This window comes from Pseudomonas sp. KH_050 (genome assembly GCF_057838875.1).
Genome location: NZ_CM174478.1, coordinates 2,926,532 through 2,943,711, shown reverse-complemented (window position 1 = coordinate 2,943,711; position 17,180 = coordinate 2,926,532). Strand labels below are relative to the sequence as shown.

General features: G+C 59.6%; 12 protein-coding genes and 1 pseudogene. 4 read left to right on the top strand and 9 right to left on the bottom strand.

The genetic code is table 11. From position 1 onward, the window contains the following. The first annotated feature begins 235 nt into the window (after positions 1-235). Complete coding sequence (locus AC3IUA_RS13515; RefSeq protein WP_489362339.1) at positions 236-4,375, top strand: DUF5801 repeats-in-toxin domain-containing protein; 4,140 nt, start codon at positions 236-238, stop codon at positions 4,373-4,375. A 125-nt stretch (positions 4,376-4,500) separates the two neighbouring features. Here the strand turns inward: AC3IUA_RS13515 and AC3IUA_RS13510 are convergent, their stop codons facing one another. The 8 genes and pseudogenes from AC3IUA_RS13510 to AC3IUA_RS13475 form a co-directional block, all read right to left on the bottom strand. Next, positions 4,501-5,211: a response regulator transcription factor gene (locus AC3IUA_RS13510; RefSeq protein ID WP_489361602.1), complete on the bottom strand. Its 711-nt coding sequence runs from the start codon at positions 5,209-5,211 to the stop codon at positions 4,501-4,503. Positions 5,212-5,861: 650 nt separating this feature from the next. Continuing rightward, positions 5,862-6,000, bottom strand: a pseudogene (locus tag AC3IUA_RS13505) (carbon-nitrogen hydrolase); the annotation flags it as partial. A 236-nt stretch (positions 6,001-6,236) separates the two neighbouring features. Beyond that, positions 6,237-6,890 carry a peroxiredoxin gene (locus AC3IUA_RS13500; protein ID WP_489361600.1) on the bottom strand — a complete coding sequence of 218 codons (654 nt, stop codon included), beginning with the start codon at positions 6,888-6,890 and terminating at the stop codon, positions 6,237-6,239. Between the two features lie 225 nt (positions 6,891-7,115). Next, entirely contained in the window at positions 7,116-8,624 is a 1,509-nt protein-coding gene (locus tag AC3IUA_RS13495; RefSeq protein WP_489361598.1) for a tripartite tricarboxylate transporter permease, read from the bottom strand. A 23-nt stretch (positions 8,625-8,647) separates the two neighbouring features. Continuing rightward, the gene (locus tag AC3IUA_RS13490) at positions 8,648-9,142 is read right to left on the bottom strand and encodes a tripartite tricarboxylate transporter TctB family protein (protein WP_489361596.1); all 495 of its coding nucleotides are present in this window, start codon (positions 9,140-9,142) and stop codon (positions 8,648-8,650) included. A gap of 1 nt (position 9,143) precedes the next feature. Beyond that, positions 9,144-10,109, bottom strand: coding sequence for a tripartite tricarboxylate transporter substrate binding protein (locus AC3IUA_RS13485; RefSeq protein ID WP_489361595.1), 966 nt, complete (start codon positions 10,107-10,109; stop codon positions 9,144-9,146). Between the two features lie 280 nt (positions 10,110-10,389). Further along, entirely contained in the window at positions 10,390-11,184 is a 795-nt protein-coding gene (locus AC3IUA_RS13480; protein WP_489361593.1) for a class II aldolase/adducin family protein, read from the bottom strand. Between the two features lie 139 nt (positions 11,185-11,323). After that, positions 11,324-12,229, bottom strand: a complete 906-nt coding sequence (locus AC3IUA_RS13475) for a LysR family transcriptional regulator (protein ID WP_489361591.1) — start codon at positions 12,227-12,229, stop codon at positions 11,324-11,326. 241 nt (positions 12,230-12,470) lie between these two features. Between AC3IUA_RS13475 and AC3IUA_RS13470 the strand changes: the two genes are divergently transcribed. The 3 genes from AC3IUA_RS13470 (at position 12,471) to AC3IUA_RS13460 (ending at position 16,625) form a co-directional block, all read left to right on the top strand. Then, on the top strand, positions 12,471-13,079 hold the full coding sequence (locus AC3IUA_RS13470; RefSeq protein ID WP_489361589.1) for a cysteine dioxygenase family protein: 609 nt from the start codon (positions 12,471-12,473) through the stop codon (positions 13,077-13,079). Next, positions 13,076-14,659 carry a rhodanese homology domain-containing protein gene (locus tag AC3IUA_RS13465; RefSeq protein WP_489361588.1) on the top strand — a complete coding sequence of 528 codons (1,584 nt, stop codon included), beginning with the start codon at positions 13,076-13,078 and terminating at the stop codon, positions 14,657-14,659. The genes AC3IUA_RS13470 and AC3IUA_RS13465 overlap by 4 nt, the downstream gene beginning before the upstream one ends. A gap of 340 nt (positions 14,660-14,999) precedes the next feature. Next, positions 15,000-16,625, top strand: coding sequence for a methyl-accepting chemotaxis protein (locus tag AC3IUA_RS13460; protein ID WP_489361586.1), 1,626 nt, complete (start codon positions 15,000-15,002; stop codon positions 16,623-16,625). Between the two features lie 151 nt (positions 16,626-16,776). On the opposite strand, the gene AC3IUA_RS13455 is transcribed toward AC3IUA_RS13460, so the two are convergent. Next, positions 16,777-16,992: a TOBE domain-containing protein gene (locus AC3IUA_RS13455; protein WP_489361584.1), complete on the bottom strand. Its 216-nt coding sequence runs from the start codon at positions 16,990-16,992 to the stop codon at positions 16,777-16,779. Positions 16,993-17,180 lie beyond the last annotated feature (188 nt).

Here is a 17,180-nt window from a genome sequence, read left to right as displayed (position 1 = left end):
GGATAACGTGTGGGGCACGCCCGACGACGTGCTCGATACCAACACCGGCGCGGGACATGAGCCCTGGTACGTGACCGACGGCGGCGCCGGCGATCTCGACGGCCAAGTCAACGGCAGCGTCACGACCTCGTGGTACGTGAATCCCGACGATTCGGCAGGCGCGACGTTTCTGCTCACCGCGGCCTCTGCGGGTGTCGATCGTGTGTTCGGCACCAGTGACGACTCAGTGGCGACAATGTCGTTTACGGACAGCGTTCTGAGCGTCGTGGCGACCGGCGTGAACGTTACGCTGGACGAAACGGCCGGGTTGCAGAACACCACCGCCACTCCAAGCCCTGCGGGAGACGCTGACGACAACGACATTCTGGTGGCGTCCCTGCCCTCGACCTTCTCTACCCGTTTGACCGCACTTGGCGCAGGTACCGCCACGGGTGCGGCCTTGAGTGGCTATACCGGTGCCGCGGGCAACACGGGCAGCAATGCGTTCACCCTCACCGCTGACCCCGGCGCAAGCATTACCGATATCAGCTTCGTCGACAGCGCTGGCGCACCGCTCAATGGCCTGGACAGCGGACTGGATACCCTCGATGGCACCAGCATCCTTCTCTATACCGATACGAACAACAACATCGTTCTGGGCCGAGCCGGGAGTCCAACCGGCGCGATCGTGTTCGCTGCCTATATTGAAGAAACCGGATCGCCGGTCACGGGCGGCAAGATCTGGACCGTGGAGTACCAACCGCTCAAGCATCCGGACACCAGCAATCCCGACGATGCTGTCAATCTGCTGAATAAGGTTTTCATCGGAGCCAGTCAGGATCTGGTATTCAGTCTGGCCAATGCGCCCTCCGGTCAGAACCTCTTCCTGATGTTCACGACGGCGAACCCGACAACTGAAACGGTCAATGGTGTTGTGCGGATCACGGATCCCACGATCATCGCCACCGGGAAGAACCCCGCAGACCAGTCAACTGGCGCCAATATAAGCACTGGCGACACGATCAATACCAGCCAGGCAGGTGGCCCGACCACCTTCGGCACCAACAATCAGATGATTACGGAACAGGAAGGCATCCGCTTTTCGTTCGTCACGGGTGCCAGGCAGAATGTGACCATTCCCAACCTGGATCAGACCGAAGCAGATATTGAATCCAACATCGACTTTACCGACGTCTTCAATGCGAAGTCGGCCACTTTCGACGTCGTGCAGTTGCAAAGCGGCAAGAGTGCTGTGGTAAAAATCAGCGCATTCAGCACCGCTGCTGAACCTGGCGTGAATTTCATCAACGGATATGTGGGTGATACGTCGGTTGCCCTCACCAATGTTCGCGTCATCAACATTAGCACCGGGCTGGTGATCGAGAATTCAGACGGATCGGTGAATGATCCGACCATTGGCATCAGCTTTGCCGCTGGGGTTGCAACAATCACCGGCGTTAAAGCCGGCTACAGGGTTGAATACACCACAACGTCGGATCACAACCGCGTGCTCATCGAGAACGGGGCGGCCCTCGACGCCAAGGGCAATGACCACGCCGATTTTGATATCGGTGGCTTCAAGCTGCTCCAAGCCTCTATTGCGAAAGCCGAAATCGGCTCCAAGATGATCTTCGAAGATGACGGGCCGAGCATCAGCACCACCGGCGCGGAGCCGACGCTGACGGTGGACGAAACGGTGCTGGCGACCAACGCCACCCAGAGCTTTGCCGCCAACTTCAGCTCGGCGTTTGGCGCTGATGGCGCGGGCACCCTGACCTATGCGCTGGGCGTGGTGGCGGGTGCCTCCGGGCTGACCGACACGGCCACCGGCGAGGCGGTGAACCTGTCGCTCAACGGCGCCGTGGTGGAAGGCCGCACGGCGACGAGCAACGCGCTGGTGTTCACCGTCAGCGTGGCCGCCAATGGTGACGTCACGCTCGACCAGATCCGCGCCGTGGTGCATCCCGACACCACCAATCCCGATGATTCGAAGACTCTGACCTCGGACAATCTGGTGACGCTGACGGCGACCAAGACCGATGGGGACGGCGACAGCGTCCAGGCGACCCTCAACATCGGGCAGAACCTGGTGTTCAAGGACGACGGGCCGAGCATCAGCACCACCGGCGCGGAGCCGACGCTGACGGTGGACGAGACGGTGCTGGCGACCAACGCCACCCAGAGCTTTGCCGCCAACTTCAGCTCGGCGTTTGGCGCTGATGGCGCGGGCACCCTGACCTATGCGCTGGGCGTGGTGGCGGGTGCCTCCGGGCTGACCGACACGGCCACCGGCGAGGCGGTGAACCTGTCGCTCAACGGCACCGTGGTGGAAGGCCGCACAGCGACGAGCAATGCGCTGGTGTTCACCGTCAGCGTGGCCGCCAATGGCGACGTCACGCTCGACCAGATCCGCGCCGTGGTGCATCCCGACACCACCAATCCCGATGATTCGAAGACTCTGTCGGCGGACAATCTGGTGACGCTGACGGCGACCAAGACCGATGGGGACGGCGACAGCGTCCAGGCGACCCTCAACATCGGGCAGAACCTGGTGTTCAAGGACGACGGGCCGAGCATCAGCACCACCGGCGTGGAGCCGACGCTGACGGTGGACGAAACGGTACTGGCGACCAACGCCACCCAGAGCTTTGCCGCCAACTTCAGCTCGGCGTTTGGCGCTGATGGCGCGGGCACCCTGACCTATGCGCTGGGCGTGGTGGCGGGTGCCTCCGGGCTGACCGACACGGCCACCGGCCAGGCGGTGAACCTGTCGCTCAACGGCACCGTGGTGGAAGGCCGCACAGCGACGAGCAATGCGCTGGTGTTCACCGTCAGCGTGGCCGCCAATGGTGACGTCACGCTCGACCAGATCCGCGCCGTGGTGCATCCCGTCACGACCAATCCCGATGATTCGAAGACTCTGACCTCGGACAATCTGGTGACGCTGACGGCGACCAAGACCGATGGGGACGGCGACAGCACCCAGGCGACGCTCAACATCGGGCAGAACCTGGTGTTCAAGGACGACGGCCCAACACTCGCGTTCGGCAACCTGATCGGGACCGGTAGCATCCTTGCGCAATACGGGTTCTGGAACAATTCGGCCGGAGCCGACGGGCTGGGTGCGACCGGTCTGGATATCTCGTTGGTGAATGGCCAGTTCACCCTCGTCAGGCCAGACAACACGACCACGACCGGGACCGGCACGCTCACCGAGCAGACGCCCTCACCGGACGCCAATGGCGCGTACCAATTCGCAGGGACTTTGACCGGCGATTTCGACAACAACACCGACACAGCGGATACCAGCGTCGACTACACGCTGACCGCCTTCGCCAATGGCAGCTATGCACTGGATCTGGTGCAAGGCATCAGTTCGACGATCGTCCAGAGCACTGAGGATGGCTCGCTCGGTGCCGGCGGCCCGGATCCCGTGCGCACATTGTTAATTCCGGCGCAGAATCCGCCGACTATTCCTTCGCCATCTGAGGAGATTGTCTTTTTTGGTGTTAACGCGACCGCTACCTCAGCCGATATATTTTCCGCCATCGCGCCGGGAGCGCCCGACCTCACCGAAGCGCAGATAGAAGCCGGCGGGTTTGCATTCATCGGCACCGCGAACATGAACGTCAGCACATCCGGGATCGGCATTACCAACAACAACCTGGATGGAAACGGAACGGCAGGCATCAATGCCGGTGACGAGAGTTTCGTCATCAATCCCGAGACCTTGTTGACGGGCATGAAAATTTTCATCGACAACTCGGTGCAGGGGTACGACCCGGCAACGGAAGAGCTGTACTACACGATCTTCTACGAGGACGGCACGATTTCGGGTCCGCCGACGAAGGTTCTTGCCGCTGATCTGACTTCGGAGGATGGAGGACAGACGTCCTTCGTCATCGAGAGAACGGACTCGAAGCTCATTGATGCGGTTCAGCTCACGATGGGCCTGGGCGTGATCAAGGTCCCGGTGATCGAATTCATTCAGGAGACCGAGAACCTGGCCAGCGATGTCCAGCTGACGTTCAGCGCGACGCTGACGGACAAGGATGGGGACTCGGCGACGAGTACGTTTGACGCCAACCTGTTCGCCACCAACCCGCCCGACGCACTCTTCGACTACACGCTGGTTGGCACGGGCGGTGAGCGTGATGCCTTCAACATCGATTTGTCATTCTCCGAGAACCTGTACCAGGTCACCGGCTTCGATGCGGCCCCAAGCCTGCGAGACACGCTGGTGCTCAACGGCGACCAGAACGCCGTTGTCCAATCGATCGACACCTCCGGCGCAGACAGCATCGTGACGATTGCCGAGGATGGCGGACAAACAACGACTATCACCTTGGTCGGGGTCGATGTTCTGGCTAGCGACATTGTTTTTGGCGGCGTCTGAGGCATCGAGCGTGAAAGGATGCGAGGGTGGGGTAGAAACCACCCTCGCATTGCTCTATATGAGATCCGCGGTGACTGTCAAAGCGCCCCAAAGGCGTGTCAGATCGTCTTGTTTTGAGGTGAAATTCACCTCAATTCCACCCAGGCGGGTGGCTCTTCGTTGTTGGTGAGCCCGTGCTTCTGCGCATACATCAGCAAGTCGATGCGGTTGATGAGATCAAGCTTTTGATAGATGTTGCTGAGGTGGTTATGCACGGTGTGCTCGCTGATGCCCAGGCGCCCGGCGATGCTTATGTATTTGGCGGACGGATCCCTCACGATGGCGCGAATCAGTTCCCTCTCGCGCAGCGTCAGCCGCGCCTGTTTCGCCTGTTCCAGATTGCATTTCAAGGGTATATGTTCGGTCGCGGCATAGCCGGAAAGCCCACCGGCCCAGGCTCTATCCAGTCCGATGTCGCGATGGTGGACATTGATGATGGCCCGGACGATCGATTCCGTCGAGTCTTCCGCCAGCACGATGCCGCGAGCGCCCGCCTCTATCGCCTGGGCAACGGGGACAGCTTCGTACAGGCCCTTGAGCACCAGCACTTTCATTTCGGCGCTGCGGGTGAGTTCCGCGACGACCTCCAGCGGGTTCAGCACATCCGGAAAGAAACTGAAAAAAATGACATCGGGACGCAACTGATCGGCAAGATCCAGCGCATTGGTATAGGTGGTGGCCTGGCCGCTCACTTCCATCCGGGGCTTCCTGGCATTGATCAAGTCGTGAAGGCCCATGAGGACAAGGGGACGACAATCGATCAGCATCACGCGTATCGGTTTTCTGTGGTCCGACATTACCTTCTGCCCCCCCTTGAAAAATGAACTATGGCCTCCACCAGCGGGCCTTCCTGAATCAGCTGCTCGCTCACCTGGTCACTGCGGTTGAAGGACAAATGCGAGCTCCGACAGGCCTTGACGGTGCTCGCCCGGGTATTGGCAACCAGGATTTCCACCGGCCTGAGGCCACTTCCACCAGCGGCACCGGCAGGGGTTGCGGACGTTGCCAAAAGCCGGGCAAAGCCATCGAGACAACAGAAATAGGAATAGTAATCAATATATTACGCATGATGATGTGCTCCCTCGAGCCGCTCAAGTGAGTCTAGGCCAGCCTGGCGCGCTGCCAGCCTGCCTATTCGCCAGTTGTCGACCCAAGCCTCATGCGGGTAACCCGGCCGATGTTCCCAAGGGGGCTCCCATTCCTCGCAAATCAAGGTCTTAGGCTCGTCGCGGGCGCCTGCGACCACAGTCTGTTCAAGATCAAAATCGTCAATTAATCGACGAATGGTGTGCTAACCAAGTACAGCAGTAACGACCGCGTCAATTTGTCGGCTAAACCTGCCTCGTCGAGCCACCCACGAGCCAGACCTTGGCGAAATCAGCGAATAGCACTGGCCGCCCCGTCCTGCTGGTTCGAAATAGCAACACCTGTCACTTGAGCGATCTGCTCATGTCATAAAGTGAGGACGCCCATCGCGATGCAAGTCGTGGTGATCATTGATGCACTTGTCACGAGCCTCGGCGAGGTTCAACGTCGCCAGCAAAATCTGCTCCGCCTCCCAGCTCGACCGGGCTTGCCAGAACATACAGTGGGCAAACCAACATAAGCGCGGTCAAACAGGACCTCGGTATCGTCCTCCTGCCCATGTCTATGCAAGTGAAGCTCGCTAAATTGTCAGATGGACAACTGTGGCCGATCCTGGCTGAAAGCGATCTAGAGGAAATGCTTCAAGATAACCATCGGCGCGGCGCCGGCAGTCAGGTGGGTGAGCCCAATCAACAATCCTTTCTCCGATTGTGACTGGGCCCTTTACAGGCGGATGTTACTTGGGCTGCGCCACAGTGCGCAGGTAGGGTTTCAACGTCTTGAAGCCTTGGGGGTATTTCTTCCTGGCCTCTTCGTCGGACACCGAAGTGGGAATGATGACATCCTCGCCTGGCCGCCAGTTCACCGGGGTGGCGACCGTGTGTTTCGCGTTCAATTGCAGCGAATCGAGCAGGCGCAACACTTCGTCGAAGTTGCGCCCGGCGCTCATGGGGTAGATCAACATCGCCTTGACCTTCTTGTCCGGGCCGACGATGAACACCGAGCGAACCGTAGCGTTATCCACCGCGGTGCGTGGGCCGCCACCGGCATTCGGGTGAATCATGTCGTAGAGCTTCGCCACCACCAGATTCTCGTCGCCGATCATCGGATAGTTGACCGCATGGCCCTGGGTCTCCTTGATGTCGCCCATCCAGGCCTGGTGGTCGCTGACCGGGTCGATGCTGAGCCCGACTATCTTGGTGTTGCGTTTGTCGAACTCCGGCTTGAGTCCGGCCATATAACCGAGTTCGGTGGTACAGACAGGGGTGAAATCTTTCGGATGCGAGAACAGGATGGCCCATTTGTCACCCATCCACTCGTGAAAGTGCAGCGGGCCTTCGGTGCTTTCTGCGGTGAAATCCGGTGCTTCGTCGCCTATGCGGATTGCCATGTTCGATCTCCTTGCTGGGACTGGGAGGGAAACGGTCAGCACGATGACAGCTGTTCCGACGGCGTTCGAGTATTGCGTTAAGCCTGTCGGCGCGAATCAGTATAGGAGACATGCTAAATGATGCCGGCTTGCAGAGTTCGGGGCCGCTGCGCGTCCCGGCGCGAGCAAGCTCGCTCGCCACAGGTGCGATGTTCATCTAACTGACTGGCATCGCGGCAGCCCGGCTCAATCGTCCTCGTGCAATTTGATGCCGCGTGCGTGAAGCAGGTACGGGACCACCAGCACCAGCAGCGTCAGCGCCAGGACCGAGGCCGCAATCGGTTGCGTTACAAACACCAACCAGTCGCCCTGGCTGATGGACAAGGCGTTGCGCAGCTGCTTTTCGGCCATCGGGCCCAGCAGCATGCCGACGATCACCGGGGCGACGGGAAAGTCGAAGCGCCGCATCAACACCCCGCCCCAACCGATCGCCAGCATCAGCAGCAGGTCGAAGGAGGAATGGCGCATGCCGTACACGCCAATGGTGGCAAACACCAGAATGCCGGCATTCAGGTACGGCCGGGGGATCTGCAACAGCTTGACCCAGAGGCCCACCAACGGCAGATTCAGTACCAGCAGGATGACGTTGCCGATGTACAGCGAGGCGACCAGGGTCCAGACCAGCTCTCCCGAGGTCTGGAACAGCAACGGACCCGGCTGCAGGTTGTAGTTCTGGAAAGCCGCCAACAGAATCGCCGCGGTGGCGGAGGTCGGGATGCCCAGGGTCAGCAGCGGCACCAAAGAACCGGTTGCGCTCGCGTTGTTGGCGGCTTCGGGGCCGGCCACGCCTTCGATGGCGCCCTCGCCTTTGCTGGCCGCAAACTCTTGCGGGTATTTACTCAGTTTGCGTTCGGTCGAATAGGACAGAAACGTCGGAATTTCAGCGCCACCGGCCGGAATGGAGCCAAAGGGAAAACCGATCAGCGTTCCCCGCAACCAGGCTGGGATCGAGCGTTTCCAGTCGGCGCCGGTCATCCACAACGAGGTCAAGCGGTGCCGGCTGGCCGTTTCTTCTTTTTGATACAGCAAACTGTACAAGGCCTCCCCCACCGCAAACAATCCGACCGCCACCAGCACCACCTCGATGCCATCGACCAACTCGGGAACCCCCAAGGTGTAACGGGCAATGCCCGAGGTCGAGTCCAGGCCGATCAGGCCAATGGTCAATCCAATCCCCAACGAGGCGAAGCCGCGCAGCATCGAAGCGCCGAGCACCGCAGACACTGTCGTGAAAGACAGCACCAGAATCGCGAAATACTCCGCAGGACCAAATTTGAGCGCCAGTGTGGCAACGAGTGGGGCGAACAGAGTCAGTAAAATCGTTGCGATGGTGCCGGCGACAAATGAGCCTATCGCGGCCGTTGCCAGGGCCGGTCCTGCTCGACCATTGCGGGCCATGAGATTGCCTTCCAGGGCCGTGACCATGGAGGACGATTCCCCGGGGGTATTAAGCAGGATAGAGGTGGTGGAGCCGCCAAACTGAGCGCCGTAATAGATCCCGGCAAACATGATCAGGGCCCCGGTGGGATCGACCTTGGCGGTAATCGGCAGCAGCAACGCCACCGTCAGCGCCGGCCCGATACCCGGCAAGACACCGATCGCGGTGCCGAGCAGACAACCGATAAACCCCCACATCAAGTTGATCGGCGTCAGCGCCGCGGAAAAACCCATCGCCAGGCTTGAGAGAATGTCCACCTTGTTGACCTCCTTCGGCCCGGTCAGATCCAGGCGTTGACCAGGGGCGGCAGGGAAACCCCTAGCCCGGCGTTGAACAGCCAGTAAATCGGCAGGGTCAGGGCAATGCCGATGGCCAGGTCCCGCAGTGGACGACGGCTACCAAAACCCCGTGCCGAACAGGCAAACAACAGCGCCGCCGCCAACACGAAGCCGATAAGGTTGATGAGCAAGGCGACCCCCACCAGACCCGCGGTCACCCAGGCCGCACCGAGCTTGCCGCCAGGCAACACTTTGGCCGTCTCGTCGCTGTGGTCCGCCAGCTCACGGAAACCACCGGTGAGCGCTTGATAGCTCAGCAACAGCCCTACAACACCGAGAAATGCCGCGACGGCGTAGGGGTAGACATGGGCACCGAGGATGACGAAGCCCATCTCGGCGGGAAACCGGAAAGCGCCGATCGCCAGGATCAAGCTGATGGCAATCAGGCCTGCGCCGACCGCCAGCTGGGCCGGCACTATGCTGCGAAGCCGGGCCATCTCAAAGCAACCCGACCTTGACCAGCATCGCCCGCAACCGCAGGTGTTCTTCTTCGACGAATTTACCGTACTCATCACCGGTCAGAATGCTCGGTGACCAGGCGTTGGCTTTGAGGTTGTCCTGCCAGACCTTGCTGTTGGTGGCGGCCAGGACCGCGTCGGTGACTTCTTTGCGCTGCTCGGGTGTGAGGTTCGCGGCGCCATAGACGCCACGCCAATTGCCGATCGTCACGTCATAGCCTTTCTCTTTGAGGGTCGGTGCGTCGATGCCTTCCACGCGGTCGGGCGCGCCGATGGCCAGTACACGGAACTGGCCGTTTCTGATGTATTGGCCCAGCTCGGCGTAGCCACCCGTGATCACCGTGATGTGGCCTCCCAACGTCGCCGCAACGACTTCGCCGCCGCCCGCGTAGGCGACGTAGTTCACCTTGTTGACCGGCACATCCATCTTGCCGGCCAACTCGGCGATGCCGATGTGATCAATCGAGCCCTTGGAACCACCACCCCACTTGATACTCGCCGAGTTGGCCTTGAAGTCTTTGAGCACGTCTTCCAGGGTTTGATACGGGGACTCCTTGCGTACGGCAAGCACGTTGTATTCGGTAAAAAGCCGGGCAATCGGTGTCACATTCTTCAAGGTAATTTGCGGTTTGTTCTGCTCTACCGCAGTGACCATGATTGCGCCGACCACGAGCAAGGCATTTGGGTCGCCCTTGGTGCTATTGGCAAACTGCGCCAGCCCCAACGTCCCCCCTGCTCCGCCCTTGTTCTCGAAGGTGACGGACTTGGCCACCTTGGCCTCGACCAAGGCCTTGCCCATAATCCGCGCGGTCTGGTCATAACCGCCACCAACCGAGCCAGGGGCCATGAACTTGACGGTGTCCAGTGCAAAGACCGGTGTTGCGAGGGCGGCTGCGGTAATGGCCGTTGCAATGTAGCGGCTGAATCGACGGAACAAGGCGGACATGAGGTGTCTCCCGATAGCAGTGTTCTGTGGGCACCGGATGAGTTGCGATCAGGGAAGCCCCCTGCGTCTGGGGGTAAGCGTAGGCCATAGTTCCATTTGTTGACGTCCTCGACTTACTGCGCAAAGGAGGCTTGACTCACGGCGAGCCTTAGCTCCCAAAAGATCGCAGCCTGCGGCAGCGCCTACAAAGGCGTGCCCACCCAGGAATTCTTGGGCCTACACAAAATCCGGTAGGAGCTGCCGCAGGCTGCGATCTTTTGATCTTGCTCTTCGCAGAGGATTACTCCTTATAAGCCGTATCAGTTCTCTCCAGCTGCCGAATCAGCGCGTCCCAATGCCGCGCAACACCCGGCCCGTCGCCACGTTTCAAGACTTCTGCCTGTTTCTCGACCTTCGCCACGACCTCCGCAGGCGGGAAGATCAATTCAGCGTTGCCACCCGCCTGAGCCGCAATCTGAATAGTGCAGGCTCGCTCCAGTACATGCAGTTGCTGGAACGCGTGTTCGACGCTGATCCCCGCCGTCAACAGGCCATGATTGCGCAGGATCAGCACACTTTTGTCGCCGAGATCGGCGACCAGGCGTTCGCGTTCGTCGAGGTCCAGGGCGATGCCTTCGTAGCCGTGATAAGCCACACGTCCCGAGAAACCGATGGCGTGCTGGGAGATTGGCAGCAGCCCGTCGCGCTGGGCCGACACGGCAATGCCATCGCGGGTATGGGTATGCAACACGGCCTGCAGATCGGGCCGTGCGCCATGGATCGCGCTGTGAATCACATAACCGGCGTGGTTGATGCCAATGCCGGTGGGGTCGTCGACGATGGTCCCGTCGATGTCCACCTTGACCAGATTCGACGCAGTGATTTCATCGAACAGCAGGCCGAATGCATTGATCAGGAAGTGCTCATGGGGCCCCGGCACCCGTGCGGAAAAATGCGTGTAGACGTGATCCGTCCATTTAAACAGCGCGGCCAATCGATAGGCCGCCGCCAGCTTTACACGCACCTCCCATTCTTGCGGACTGACACGCTGGCGAGGGTTTTTGGCGGGACTGGATAACGGACTGAAAGCGCTCATGGCAAAACTCCCTGGATGGCCTTAAAAATCTCCAGCAAGCCTATGCGAAGCAAAAAAATAACAAAAATCACATTTTAATCTAAGCTAATTATTAATTTATTTTATTATATTCGGCACCGGCAATCCCCTGTTCCAGCCATCAGGCAGCGTCCTTGATCTTCTGCAACGAGCCCGCCACCCGTTTGCCAAACGCGTCGACCGGTCCTTGCAGATTGCCGAGAAAATGCGGATAGATCAGCCACAGGTCCATCACCGGTTTGAAATCCTTGAGTGGCATGACGGCCAACTGTTCGCGGTGAGCACTGCGTTCCAGCAAGGGGCGCGGCACCAGTCCAAGACCCAGGCCATCGGCGACCAGACCCAATTGCAACTCGGTACCGAAGGTTTCCAGATTGACCCGCATAGCCAGGCCCTGGTCCGACAGGGTTCGTTGCAGCCCGGCACGGAAGCCGCAGCCATCAGGGTTGAGGATCCAGCCATTCTGGTAGCAGTCGGCGAGTTTGCAAGGGCGTTTGGGCAATTGATCCTTGGCGCAGACCACGACCAATTCCATCTTGCCGATGGAGTGGCCGACGATAGTGTCCGGGAAGACCTTGCCGGCGGGAAACAGCGCCGCCGCCGCATCCAGCTCGCCTCGTTCGATTTTGCCGACCAATTGGCTACCCCAGCCTGTCGCGACCTGTGCGCGCAGTTCGGGGTATTCATTGCGCAGGTGCTTCAGCGCGTCGAGCAGCACCACATCGCCGATGGTTTGCGGCACTCCCAGGCGCAACACACCCGTGGGCGCGGAGTCACTGGCGACCAGTTCACGCAAGGCATCCATTTCCCGCAGGATAAGGCGGCACTGCTCGTACACGCGAATGCCGATGACCGTCGGCTTCAGCGGTTTGGTATTGCGGTCGAACAACTTCACGCCCAGCGCCTGTTCAAAGTTTTGCACGCGCCGGGTGATCGCCGGTTGAGTCAATTGCAGGGACTCGGCGGCATGGCTGATCGACTGGCAACGAATCACCTCTACAAAGGCATCGATATCATCAATTTTCATTTGGCCCGCACATAGAGAACAGTAAATAAAATGTCTGAAAAGCATAGTTCCATCGAGCAGAGTTGGACAGGTCTGCCCTGCCAGGCTTGCTCCGCGCTTTAGCGTTAATAGCCTTATCTCTTGAAAGTCGCCGTTATAAATGCTTTTCAGCTATAAGCTAATCATTAAAAAATAGCATATTACGAAAAAACATTATGCTTAAATCATGGCATCACTTCTCAAAACGAACGATGGAATCGCCATGACCCAGGTCCGACACCCGGAGAGACTCAGAGCATTTATTGGCGCCCTGGCGGAACTGATCGACGGCAACCCGCGCGAGGGTGATCTGCTGCACCGTGGCGGCAAGCTGCTCGCCCAGTTGGTCAGCCACGACGACTGGCTACCCGATGGTTTTGCCCGGCCCGACCCACAACGCTACCAACAGTACCTGCTGCATGCCGATTCACGGCAGCGCTTCAGCGTTGTCAGTTTTGTCTGGGGTCCGGGTCAAAGTACCCCGATCCATGACCACCGGATCTGGGGCTTGATTGGCATGCTGCGCGGCGCGGAATACTCGCAAGGCTTCGAACGCAGCGTTGACGGCCGGTTAGTCGCGCAAGGTCATAAGGTGCGACTGGAACCAGGCCGGGTCGAAGCGGTTTCCCCGCGCATCGGCGATATCCATCAAGTCAGCAACGCCTACGACGATCAGGTTTCGATCAGCATCCATGTCTATGGCGCCAACATCGGTGCCGCGCGCCGCGCGGTGTACCAGGCCGATGGCAGCGAGAAACTGTTCATCTCAGGTTATTCCAACGCCTTTCTCCCGAACATCTGGGATCTGTCCAAAGAGAGCCAAGACCTATGAGCACCCTACCGACGCGTTCCTTCGCCGACATTTGCCAGGCGCTGCTGGCCCATGAAGAACTGGCGCTGATCGACGTGCGCGAAGAAGCGCCCTTCGCCGAAGCCCATCCGCTGTTCGCCGCCAACATCCCGCTGTCCCGGCTCGAGCTCGAGGTGTATTCGCGCATTCCACGGCGTGATACCGCCCTCACCCTCTATGACAATGGCGAAGGCCTGGCGAGCGTCGCCGCACAACGTTTGCAGGCGCTGGGTTACACCCATGTCAGCCTGCTCGAGGAGGGTCTGGACGGTTGGCGCAAGGCCGGAGGTGAATTGTTCATCGACGTCAACGTACCGAGCAAAGCCTTCGGCGAACTGGTGGAAAGCCAGCGCCATACGCCGTCGCTGTCTGCCGAGGAAGTCCAGGTGCTGCTCGATAGCGAGGCTGATGTGGTAGTACTCGACGCCCGGCGTTTCGACGAGTACCAGACCATGAGCATTCCCACCGGCATCAGTGTTCCGGGCGCCGAACTGCTGCTGCGTGTCCGCGAACTGGCACCCGACCCCGCCACCCGGATCATCGTCAATTGTGCCGGGCGTACCCGCAGCATCATCGGCACCCAGTCGCTGATCAATGCCGGCATCGACAATCCGGTCTCGGCCCTGCGCAACGGCACGATTGGCTGGACCCTGGCCGGACAGCAACTGCAACACGGCCAGGCACGTCGATTCGCGCCGACCAGTGAACGCAATCGCGAAATTGCCGCCCGGGAGGCTCGCCGGGTAGCCGACAAAGCCCTGGTGGGGCGCGCAACGCTGGCTGATCTGTTGCGCTGGCAGCAAGAGTCGTCGCGCAGCACTTACCTGTTCGACGTCCGCACCCCGGAAGAATTCGAGGCCGGCCACCTGCCCACTGCCCGCTCGACACCGGGTGGGCAACTGGTGCAGGAAACCGACCATTTCGCCAGCGTGCGCGGTGCCCGGCTGGTGCTGGTCGACGACGATGGCGTACGCGCCAACATGTCAGCCTCCTGGCTCGCGCAACTGGGCTGGGAAGTACATGTGCTGGATGACCTGCAACCGGCGAATTTCAACGAAACAGGCCCTTGGCAGGCACCGGTGCCTATATCGCCGCAGGCCGAAGAAGTCAGCCCCCAGACCCTGGCCGAATGGCTGACCCACGGCGACAGCCTGGTACTGGACTTCACCAGCAGCGCCAACTACGTCAAACGCCATATCCCCGGCGCCTGGTGGGCGCTGCGTGGCCAATTGCGCGAAGCCCTGGCTAATGTGCCTGCCGCGCAACGCTATGTACTGACCTGCGGCAGCAGTCAGTTGGCGCGGCTGGCCGTCGCCGAGGTCGAAGCCCTGACCGGCAAACCGGTGTTCCTGCTCAAAGGCGGAACGACCCGCTGGATTGCCGCGCAGCTGCCCCTGGAAGAAGGCGAAAGTCATCTGGCGTCACCGCGTATCGACCGCTATCGCCGCCCTTACGAGGGCACCGATAATCCCCGTGAAGCCATGCAGGCTTATCTGGATTGGGAGTACGGGTTGGTGGACCAGCTCGCCCGCGATGGCACCCATGGTTTTTTCGTCATTTAGCGATTCGCAGATTCGCCCTATGTGTTCGCTCTTGGGGCCCCCTCGCCACAGGTAATCGTCAGGCTGTAGATCTGCGTGGAACCGCCTGACGAGCCCCACTCTTTTCAATCGAGTGAATCCACCCTGAGTCTTTCCCCCCAACATCCTCCCCTGCTGCGTTCGGCCGAGGCGCCTGTTCGCTCTATCGATGGTCGCAAATTGGCAAGTACTCGCCGGTAATGCAACGGCTTTTTTTGTCGACACCGCGCATGATGGCAATATGCCCTTTCTGCGCTAGGCAGTAACAGGCTCTGACTTCTCGATCGCCCACCAGGATAATCTGATTCAGGAATTACGGACTATGGAAAGCTGGAAAATCAGGACTCATCTGCTTCTGCTGACCAGCGCTTTGCTGCTGGGATTATTGTGTGTCGGCGGGCTTGGACTTTATGGAATGCAATCCGCTGTACACAGTCTGGAGACTGTCTACCTCGATCGAGTCGTGCCACTGCGCGATCTGAAAAAAATCGCCGACCTGTATGCTGTGGACATCGTCGACGCTACCCACAAGGCGCGCAATGGCAACCTCACCAACGCTGAATCACTGGCCCGGATCGAGCAGGCCCAGAGGGAGATCGATCAAACATGGCAGGCGTATAAATCGACGCAACTGATCCCGGCAGAAACCCGTCTTATCGCGCAAATCAGTCCGCTGATGGAAGCCACCCACGGGCCATTGCAACTATTGCTGGGCATGCTGCGCCAGAACGACGTCGGCGGTATCGCAGACTTCGCGACCCACCAGCTGTATCCGCTGATTGATCCCTTGTCAGGCAAATTTTCCGAGCTGATCGAGGTACAGCTTGTCGAGGCAAACAACCAGTTCCAGCACAACCAGGTCGCTTACTCCTCCAATCTCAAACTCAGCCTGCTGATTCTGGCCCTGGCGTTGATTACCGGGGCGGTCTATGGGTTGTTTTTCTCCAGACTGTTGGGCCGCCAGCTCGGCGCCGAACCCGCGGAGCTCGCCGCCATCAGCTCGAACATCGCCGAAGGAAAACTGGCCGGTACACAGCTTGATCAGCAACAGCAGACGACGGGAGTTCTGTACTCCGTCCAGGCTATGCGCCATAGCCTGCGCGAAATGATTGGCAAGATCAGCCAGGCCTCCGAGCAGATCGAGGGTGCCGCCCTGCAATTGTCGGCATCTTCCGAACAGGGACTGAGCAGCGCCGCGCTGCAAAGCGAGACAGCCTCGTCCATGGCCGCCACGGTAGAACAACTTTCCGTGAGTATCACCCACATCGCCGACAACGCTCGACAGGCCCGGAGCACCGCGCAGAAAGCCGGCGAGATCACCGGTGACGGCATAGCGGTGATGAACGAGTCCATCCAGGAAATGGGGCAAATTGCCAATCTGGTTGCGCAAAGCTCCGCCGATATCGATCAATTGGCGATCCAGTCGAACGACATCAGCCTGATTGTCGGCGTGATTCGGGGCATCGCCGAACAGACCAATCTCCTTGCGCTCAACGCTGCTATCGAAGCGGCACGGGCGGGCGAACAAGGCCGTGGCTTTGCCGTGGTAGCGGATGAAGTCCGCGGCCTGGCCGCCCGCACAGCCCAATCCACCACGGAAATCGTTACCTTGGTCAATGCCATTCAAAACGGCATGTTCAAAGCCAGGGAAAGCATGGCCGCCGGCTGCGAGCGCGTGACCAATGGCCAGAAACTGGTGGAAAGCGCAGGCCAATCCATGAGCAGGATCAAGAGCGCGCTGGACGAATCCCTTGCCGCCGTCAGTTTCATTTCCCTGTCCCTGCAGGAGCAGCGCGCAGCCAGCGAACAGGTCGCGTGCAACGTGGAAAGAGTGGCGCAAAGTGTCGAAGAGAACGCTGCAGCCCAAGGCGGGATCGTGCGAACGACCCAGGAACTCAAGGCGATGTCCAACGGACTGGAAGTTATTCTGCGGCGGTTCAGTTTCTAAATAGCCAGATATCGCGGGAACCTTGTGGGAGCGGGTGTACGCAGATCTGTAGGAGGGGCCGCAGGCTGCGATCTTTTGATCTTCCCAACATACATCGCGGCCGGTCGAAAACGGCCGAAGCCGTGGGGTCTCAGGCTCAAGCTCGACAGTTTCAGAGCTTGGCGATCGAAACCTCGGTGGATTTGACGAAGGCGATGACCTCGCTGCCTACCTTCAATTCAAGATCGCGCACGGAACGGGTGGTAATGACCGAAGTGACGATTCCGGAAGCGGTTTGCACCTCGATTTCAGAAACCACCGCGCCTTCGAGTATTTCCTTGACGATGCCCTTGAACTGGTTCCGAACATTGATCGCTTTGATGGTCATGATGAGGCTTCCTGGCAGTTGTTGAGCGAATCCGCACTGATGTGCAGGCCTTCAAAGTGCACGTTATGAGCTAACAACAAAAGGAATATATAACGATTTATTTATTCCATAAATGCATATGAGATTCATCGGCTCGCTTGCCGCACCCAAAAAGATCGCAGCCTGCGGCAGCTCCTACGGGGGTTTGT